The 9,018-nt window shown below is 58.3% G+C and carries 5 protein-coding genes and 1 pseudogene; 4 read left to right on the top strand and 2 right to left on the bottom strand.

Annotated features, from left to right (window positions below):
* The first annotated feature begins 86 nt into the window (after window positions 1–86).
* From OKB81_RS17835 to OKB81_RS17820, 4 genes are read left to right on the top strand one after another with little or no spacing between them, the layout of a single operon-like run.
* Window positions 87–1,376 (top strand): site-specific integrase, encoded by a 1,290-nt coding sequence (locus OKB81_RS17835; protein ID WP_034039555.1) that lies wholly within the window; start codon window positions 87–89, stop codon window positions 1,374–1,376.
* Window positions 1,369–3,099, top strand: a complete 1,731-nt coding sequence (locus OKB81_RS17830) for a site-specific integrase (RefSeq protein ID WP_034039553.1) — start codon at window positions 1,369–1,371, stop codon at window positions 3,097–3,099. Before OKB81_RS17835 ends, OKB81_RS17830 begins: the two co-directional genes overlap by 8 nt.
* Entirely contained in the window at window positions 3,096–5,135 is a 2,040-nt protein-coding gene (locus tag OKB81_RS17825; protein ID WP_034039551.1) for a hypothetical protein, read from the top strand. The genes OKB81_RS17830 and OKB81_RS17825 overlap by 4 nt, the downstream gene beginning before the upstream one ends.
* Window positions 5,116–5,580 carry a hypothetical protein gene (locus OKB81_RS17820; RefSeq protein WP_023443007.1) on the top strand — a complete coding sequence of 155 codons (465 nt, stop codon included), beginning with the start codon at window positions 5,116–5,118 and terminating at the stop codon, window positions 5,578–5,580. Before OKB81_RS17825 ends, OKB81_RS17820 begins: the two co-directional genes overlap by 20 nt.
* Before the next feature lie 67 nt (window positions 5,581–5,647).
* Here OKB81_RS17820 and OKB81_RS17815 read toward each other — a convergent pair whose 3' ends face one another.
* Both OKB81_RS17815 and OKB81_RS17810 read right to left on the bottom strand, forming a co-directional pair.
* Complete coding sequence (locus tag OKB81_RS17815; RefSeq protein ID WP_058131653.1) at window positions 5,648–8,338, bottom strand: AAA family ATPase; 2,691 nt, start codon at window positions 8,336–8,338, stop codon at window positions 5,648–5,650.
* A 440-nt stretch (window positions 8,339–8,778) separates the two neighbouring features.
* A pseudogene (locus OKB81_RS17810) lies at window positions 8,779–9,018 on the bottom strand (hypothetical protein); the annotation flags it as partial.

Below are 9,018 nucleotides of genomic sequence, written 5' to 3'. Positions count from 1 at the left end.
CATCGATAAGAGTAAGTTGTATAGTGCGGACGCCTAAGCTATTGAGTTCTATCTATGGACATTGTTAAGCGTCCCAGGGGCGTTGAATGGCGACGCTAGAGCGCATTCATTTCGTGCCCCATTACCTCGTGCGCAGAGAGAACGCCGTCGCATACTCCCCCAGTAGCAGCCGGCCATCCATTGAGGGCTTGCCCCAAATCTTTTGGGCAGACTATGCACCTTGGAGGGAGGCAAACCTGTGGGCAGTGGAGCGAGCAACGACTGGTGACGCTTCTCTTAAGACCGTTGCCAGTAACATGAATGGCCTTCTCAATTACGCTAAATTTCTTGAATCTCGTGATTTGCAGTGGTTCGAGTTTCCCGCTCGCAAAGCTGACCGCTGCCTGGTGCTATACCGAGGGGCGTTGATCAAGATGCGCGATGCCGGCCAGATCGGCCCATCCACGGCGTCTGAGTACATGCGCAATTGCATCATGTTCTATCGGTGGGTAAGGCATAGGGAGCTTCTTTCTCCACACGTCCAGCTGTGGCGGGAAAAACCCTACGTCGTTAAATACTTCGACCGGGTGGGGTTCGAGCGAACGATCAGCGGAACCACCACCGACCTCAGCATCCCGAACCGTAAGCGCCCAGGCCAAACGCTTGAAGATGGGCTGTTGCCAGTCTCGGAGACCGATCGCGATGCAATTCTGGATTTCGCCGCAGAGAACGCCACGCCCGAGCTCTACCTCATGTTGGCCCTTGGATTTTTTACCGGGATGCGGCTCGGCAGCATCTGTGATCTCAAGATTCAGTCTCTGGAGCGCGCCGCCCCCGACCCTTCCGCTGAAGGGCTTCTACGCCTTGCAGTTGGTCCAGGCGCAGCTCCGCCAGTGCACACGAAATTCGGTGTGACTGGCCAGGTCTGGATACCCGAAGCGTTGCGTGATGAATTGCTGGAATATGCCAAAGGCTGGCGGAGGATGGAACGAGAGGCGAAAGCCTCGCCCGAGAATCGTGATTTGCTGTTCTTGACCCGCTTTGGTAACGCCTATGGCAGGCGCGGCACCGATCAGTCATCTGCTGTGAATGTTGAGATGTCCGAGTTTCGAAAACGGGGCGTCAAAGCAGAACTACAGGTGCTCCGTAAATTCCGCTTCCATCAGTCGCGCTGCACCTTCGGTACCGAATTGGCACGTCTGGCGCTATCGGCTTGTGCCGATGTCGCTATTGTAATTGCGACGGTCAGCGACGCGTTGCTCCATGGGCCTAACTCTGAAGCCACCACCTTCAAATACATCCGATTCGTACAGGCACTGCCGATCAAACAAGCCCTCTCAAATAGCTTCATGGCGGCATTTAGCGGGATCGGCGCTGGGGCGCGGCACGATGGATAGTTCCGAATTCGACCTCACTTTCCCGATGCTTGAGTATGGGGCCACTGAAACGCCCTGGGACCTCCGGCCGCTGCTGTTTCGCGGAGGTGCAGCAGCAAAGGTGAAGCATGTGGGCCGCCAGATCGCGCAGGGCGAACTCGGCAGTCCCTTGCCGGAACGTTTCGAGCTGGTGACGCAGCTGCATGAGCACATGACTGACGACCTTGCTGGTGGCGGAAGTCGCTTCTCGGTGCAGAACAAGATCAGTGCATTGCGCCGATTCTTTGCCTGGATCGATTCAGAAAACGTGAATCTCAGTCTCGAGACGGCGGCCGACACGTTCATTCGTTGGACCGATCACTTGCTCCAGCGTCATCGAGTCGAACGCAATTTCAGCGATGGGTCCCTGTACGATCTCACCAGGCTCACGGCGACGATGCTGGACCGAGCATTGGACCGCCAAGCAAGCCTGAGCAAGAGCACACGTATTCGCAAGCCGCGCGGCAAAGGCAAGGTACATACGAGCAAAGCGGACAAGCAGAATCTGCAAAACACCTTCGCATTCGGACACCTTCTAGCTGACGTATGCGAGGCATTGACCTGGAGGGGGACAATGGCCCCCCTCCCAGTTTGTATTTCGTTACGCACCGGCCAAGTGCTGGAACTATGGTCGGGATTGCAGAGCCCCGAGAAAGTAGCGGCCCGCCGTACCAGGCCGCAAAACCAAGCGCAAATCGAAGCATCCCTGGCGGCGCGTGCCGCCCACGATGCAGATCGGACACTGCGGACCCGTTTCCCCATCGTCAATTTACGGATCGAGAGTGAATTGCTGATGTTCATCGCCCAGACCGGTCTGAACCTCCAGCAAGCACATACCCTGCGGGTTGAGCAGTTTCATTACACCAGCCACATAGACGGCTACCAGGTACGTACCTACAAAAATCGACGGGAAGGAGAAGTGCTATTCGAGATCTTTGCCAGTTATCGAGAGTGGTTCGAGCGCTATCTCGAATGGCGTTCCGAATGGTTTCCCAATGAACCGGATGGTTTGCTCTTTCCGCTTATACGTAGCGGGGGACGAATCCTAGAAGAGGCGACGCAGTTCACGAACGTTACGCGCATCTGCCGCGAGCTTGGCATACCGATAGTGAGACCGCGAAAACTGCGCGGGACGCGCATCAACTGGTTGCTTCGGGAGTCCCAGAATCCCCAACAGGTTGCGGAGTTGGCCCAGCATACGGTGCAAACGCTGATACGCGTATATGCCGACCCCCATCCGCAGATCGCTATGGTGGAAATTACGCGCTTCCATCAGCAAACCGATCCGTCCCTTTCACCTCCTGCTCCTGGTAGATGTGTATCGGCCACACCTGAACCAGTGGGCACGATGCCGAAGAATGGTCCGCGACCCGACTGCATCAATGCTGCCGGTTGCCTGTTCTGTACCCAGCACCGGGATATCGAAAGTGAGGATCATGTGTGGTCTCTCGGTAGCTTGCGCCACCTCAAATCGCTTGAACTGGCACGCTACCGCCCATCCAGTTCGGGTAAGCACCTGACGACAGAGCATCCGGCCCTGCTGGTGATCGATCGGCTGACGGCCAAACTGCGCTTCTTCGAAGAAAGTAGCGAGGTCCGCAGGCTTTGGGTCGAAGAAGCCAGAGCGCGCATAAGTGAAGGTGACTACCACCCGGCCTGGGATGGCTTCATCCGATTGGCAGAACTGCGACAAAGATCAGCATGACGAAAAATATTCTTTCCGAACTTGGCCTCGGCATCGACTCGCCCCTAGCGATTCCTGATGCGCCGAACTACCGTCCGCCGTGCTGGCCACCGCAGCGTGATTGGCCGGTCATCATAGATGCCGCTGGCCAGGTGGTGAGCCGTTGGGGCGATGCCATTTGGCGGCTCGACCCATGGGCGGGAAAACGGCTCACTCTCAATTTCGGCGATGGCCCAGCTAAGAAATATGTCGCCGCGATCGATCCTGCGAACGCCGATTTATTGCGGACCGTAATCGGCTGGTGGCTATACGGCCCCAATGGAGCCCGTGGATACCGAGGCCTGAAAACGCGCTTCGACCAGATGCGTCGGCTGTTCGTCTTGTGCACTCAAGAAGGCATTCTCGCATCCGAACTGAGTCATTTTCCGCGCGTTGCCGACCGTCTCCCGGAGGTGCTCCAGGCTTCCCGGTCCGGTGAGTTCTTGGCATTGCTGCACGAACTGTACGAGCGGCGGGATGCGCTGGGGTTCACCTTGTTGGATCGCGCAGGGTTGGCACGCCTCGCAGCGGCCATGCCCGACCACCAGAAGCTCCAGACCCCCTATATCCCGCCCCGCATTTGGCACTATCAAATCACACGCTTGCGCGAATGCCTGGATGACTTTTTGGCGCATCGAGGCCAAGTCGAGGAGTGCTTCCGCTTCTGTCTGGCTGCCTATCGGCACAACTCTGCCAGTCTCCAAGGACAACGCAGGCCACAATCGTTCTATCCGTTTCAGTGGCCGTCGGATGGATCAAACGGAAAGTGGACTGGGCGGCAGTACTACGGCCCATTCATCGACACCGCGCATCGGTTTGGCATGGTGGAACTATTTCGTCGCTGGCTGGGAGTGAGCGACGACGAAATTCGCATTCAAACTCTGAGTCGCTACCTCAACCTCGTGAGTCGATCTGGACTGTGCTATCTGCTGAACTTCAGCCTCATGCGAGTCGAAGAGGCTTGGAACCTGCGCGCCGATTGCTTGCACATAGAACGTGATCCGCAGTTTGGCGACATCCATGTATTGTGCGGACGAACGACCAAGACGATGTCGGATTCTGAGGCACTTTGGGTGACGTCCCCGTCAGCTCAGGTGGCAGTTGAAGCCATGCGTGTGGTCGCAGACCTCCGCGCAGAATGCGACTCTCCCCCCGGCGAGGCCTCGGTGCCGGATGATCCGGCCAAGCGCTATCTGCTTGATTATTGCCTTGAACCGTGGGGAACGAAGTTCACCAAGATCAACCGCACGATTCGGCCATCGATTCCGAGCTATGCCCATGTGCTTCAGTGGTTCGACAAGCTGTTCGACCGTGAGCAATTGCGCATTACGCCGGAAGATTTCGAATTGGCTCGGTTGGTGACGCCGACGCTGACCGACGAGTTTGCGGTCGGCAAAATCTGGCCGTTGGCCTGGCATCAACTCCGACGAACCGGCGCAGTGAATATGCAGGCATCCGGGCTGGTCAGCGACGCTTCATTGCAGTTTCAGCTAAAGCACGTCGCCAGAGCGATGAGTCTCTACTACGGGCAAAACCATTCCAGGGTACGGCTGGAAGAGAAGGCCCATACCTACTACGTCCGCACCATGTACGAAACTTTGGGTAGGCAGCTGCAACAGCTGACGAGCAACCGATTCGTCAGCCCCCACGGCGAGAAGCGAAAATCTGAGATTGTCCGCCTAATCTCAGCCTCTGATGCTAAGAAAGCGATCAATCTGGCTAAGAAGGGGACGGTCACTCATCGACCGATTTTGCTGGGCATCTGCACGAGCCGTACCCCCTGTCCCTATGGGGGCATCGACAATATCGCTCGCTGCGGAGGGGGCGACTCCCCCGGAGAAACCAAACCATGTGCGGACGTTCTCTATGACCCCGAGCAACTCGACGAAGTCGAAGTGTTGGAGGCGGTATTGGATGAGCGCCTGGCCGCTGCCGAGGTAGACAGTCCGCTAAGGACTTCGTTGGAAGCCCAGAAACGTAGTGTGGAGAATTATCGCCATGTCATCCGGCAAACATGAATCCGCTGACCCGGCTAAGCGAATGAGTGCCGGCGAGCAGTATCGCGCAGCGTTCGAGCGGCTGAAGAGCAACAAGCCCGAACGACTGCCGAAGGGGACGCCCGTAAGTCAGAACAACGTTGCCAAGGAGGCCGGCAGCGACCCCTCTGCACTGAAAAAAGCTCGTTTCCCCCTACTGATCGCTGAGATCCAAAAGTACGTGGAAGGACACGCTGAGCAACGTCCGCCATCAGTGCGCCAAGTCAGCTTATTAGCCCGCAGAAAAAATCGTGGACTTCGAGAACGGATCGAGGAAATCACGCAGCAGCGTGACCACCTAGCCAGCCTACTCAGTGAGGCCGACGCCACCATTCTTGAGCTGTACGACCGTATTGCGGACTTGGAGCGCCAACTGCCGGCCTCCAATGTGCTTCCTCTTGATCCGCGAGGCCACAAAAAACTTTGAAACGGAGAGCTCGCAATATTCGAAAGAAACACAGCCATGCCCGACCAGCCCGGCATGAAACGTCGGGCTAGCCGCCGAAGAGCTTCTTGCGTTGCGCGGTCCGCTCCCGGCGTAGATTCTCGTAGGCAGTTCGGCGTTTAGTCGCGTTTTTGATTAATTCCAGGACCTGGGCGATATCGCCGAGCAACTCCTCACGCGCGGGAAGCGGTAGTTGGCGCTCGCCTGGGGTGTCGTGGGCCTCGGTAGCTTCGCAGGCCCGCGCATACACTGCCAGCAACTGCTCCCACTCCTCTGCGGGGTGGCCAATGACAGCACCAAATGCTTCTACGCTCACCACATCGCTGAACGGCTGGACGGTATTGTTCAAAAAAACCTCGCGTATGGCGCGCTCGACAGTGCCTCGGAGGCTTGAGTATCCCGATGCGATTTGCCGCTCAAGCTCATCATCCGGGTCGCTGCCGACCGGAACGTTCAGTGCTTTCGCACGACTTTCGAGATCGGCCAGGCGGGCCTTGGTGTCCATCGTCGTCCACGTCAGCCCCTCGCTCACTAGTCCCGGCGACTCGTCCCAACCGATGGTCTTGTAGCTGGCCGAGCGATCAGCGCGCTGAAGCGCCATCGCGAGCTCGGTCAGGAACACCGCATCATGGGTGAACACCAGCACTTGGCGGGTCTCAGCCAGCGCTACCAAACGCCGAGCTATGGCCCGACGATATACGTGATCCAGCGACGTAGACGGATCGTCGAAAATAACGGTCGAAGTATGTGGCAGGGATTCGAGCTCGGCGAGGAACATAGCCATCCCCAACGCGCGCTGCTCGCCCTCTGACAGCACCTTGGAGGCTTTCGCCGTGATTTCCTGCAGGCGCAGCGTGACCTTGGTCACCCCCAGCTCTGTGCGCCCGCTCAGGTCGGGTTGCACCCGTCGCTTATAGCCCAGGGCTTTCAACTCAGCATTCATAGAAGCGGCCAGAGCCTCGGTCACATGCGTCGCCGCCAGGGACGTCAGTTTGCGTGACACTGCCGCTGGGTTGAGGGCGGCATGGCAGCGGCTCAATGTGGCATGGACCTGACTGTCCTGAACAAAGCGCTCCACCGCGCCAAGCTGGTTGGCGAGGCGTTGTCGGGCTTCTAGCTCTGCCAGTTCTTGGGTCAGCGCCAAGCGTAGAGCGGGATCGGCAGAGGTCCGCAGGGTATTGGCGTCGACTCGGAGCGAAGCAGCTTTGGCGGCGAAGAGACTATCGAGGTTTGCTTCGATAGGAAGCGGTTCTGACTCGGGGGACCAGTTTCCAGTTTGCAGGGCTTGGCTAACCCAAGTATGCCGGGCGGTCCAGACCGATGCCGCTGCGGTGATGGCAGCGTGTAGGTCGGGCAGTCGCTCCTCCACGTCAGCCCGTGTTGGCACATCCAGAACGTTTAGATCGACAGCCTGCACCTTCCCTAGAGCGTTCATGCGCGCAAGCGTGGCGGCTTGCGCATCCGCCGTGGCGCTGTCGGCGACAAATGCCGCGAAACGCCGCATGCGCTCCGAGGCATCCGTTGAATAAGGTTGCTGGCAGAGTACGCAGTAAGCGTCCGGTTCCAGGTGCGGGAAGGGATGTTCAGGGTATGCCGTCTGCTGAGAGAAAGCCTCAGCGGCTCGGTACATCGTTTGCCAGAGTTCAGCTCCTGTGCCTTCCAGCAGCGTGGCGGTGGGTGAGGACGTTACCGGCAACTCCATGGCGTTCAGTGTGTCTCGATCCTGAAGACGCGCTTGCGCCAGTTGCATGGCGAGATGCGCGGTTTTTTCCGTTGTAATCAGTTCCTTTGCCCGTGCTATGGCACGATCATTCACCCAGCGCTGGACTTCCTCGGCTCGACGCTGCGCCTGGTCCAAGCGTGTCGCCAAACGTTCCAAGGCCAGCGCCTGCGGCACAGGATCGCTTTCCAGTAATGTCCGCTTCAGAAACTCCAGTCGCCGGAGTTCATCGTCACCGACCGTCCCTAATCGAGCAAGCACGGCGCGGTCCGAGTCCCCACCTAATTTGGCGATGTAGCGGCCGACTTCGGTGTCACCCTTCAGCGGTTCGAATTGCCGGGTATCCAGAGCCAAGGCATTGCGTTCGGTCCCAATCCGTGCCTGTAAATCACGCTGAAGTAGGACCAGGCGCGTCAGATGAGTGAGTCCGTAGGGCTGAAATGCAGGGGTCCCTTCCGCGTCGATGTAGTCATTGGCACAGGCCGCGTCGTAGACCGAGACCGAACTCAAATGCAAATGGGCCGGCCCGTTCTGGACCCAACGTGCGGTTTCCGGAGTGCCATCCACCAAAATGGCGAAATCTGCTGATGGCAGTCTAGCTGGGGTTGCCGCCCCAAAAGCGTCGGGCAGGACCTCCACCCGATGCCGAGCGTTGCAGGCATTCTTGAAGACGCGGGCGTAGCCGGATTTGCCGGCGCCGTTATGACCAAAGAAAATGGTCATGCCCTCCGGTGCGAGGTCAAAGGCACGACCGGACGGGAAGCCGTTTACCTGGTCTAGCCCCGAGACACCCACCAACCGCACGGTTGCGCCACTTCCGGCGCCTGGTACGTCGTCCAGCGTGAATGGCCGTGCTCCCCCCGTGGTTGCGTCTTCCCGTTCTTGCTCGCGAACCATTCGCAGAATGGTCTCGATGTCATCTTGGGTTAGTTCGGCCCGGGCAAATATCCGGCGCAGTGCTTCCTGCTGCCAGGGTCTGAGTCCGCCGGCCCACCCAATAATCTCGTCCAACAATGGCATATCCGTCTCCTTTCCAGATCCGCCGATTAAAGGCCGCGCCCAGTTGGATGGCAAGTGGCCAGCGCCTTCGAGGTGCTTCGCCGTGTTCCGTTTGCCTGCCTTCCTGACCGCCACCCTAGTGGCTTGTCCGGTCGTGACGCTACACGGGCAGAATTTCTGCATGCTGGCCAGTATCAAGCCGCTCTAAAGTCCGCTACCGGAAAGCGCTGTTTAGCGGTGAGAGACGGGGAAAGTGCGGAAGCTACTACCGACGCAAGCGATGTGGTGAGCAGTCCTCAGGTATGTGCGAAATTGCACTCCTCTTGACCACCAATTTGGGTTGGCGTTGACCACGGATTGCGTTCAACTTGACCAGGGCGTGTCACTGTCACGACCGTCAGAGAACGGCCAAAAACGGACACCGCCAACCCGTTGGAAAAAAAACTGAGCGTTGCTTTCCGTTAAGTTTGGTAGTTGCAAGCCCCGTTCAGGAAGAATTGCTCGATCAACGCCGCCATACCTGCGCGTGCGATACGGCCGCGGCGCTCGGCGTCTACCAGGCCGAAGATCAAGGAGGAGAAGATTTCGGTAAGCGCCGGGGCACCGATATCGATACGGAATACGCCCAGTTTTTGCCCGCGGAGAAAGAACTCGTCCAGCGTTTCCGAGTAAGGCAGCCATCGGCAGCCGCCTGCATCTAA

The organism is Aeromonas sp. QDB56 (genome assembly GCF_027705505.1).
Classification (GTDB): domain Bacteria; phylum Pseudomonadota; class Gammaproteobacteria; order Enterobacterales; family Aeromonadaceae; genus Aeromonas; species Aeromonas caviae.
This window is presented reverse-complemented; position numbering and strand designations above follow the sequence as displayed.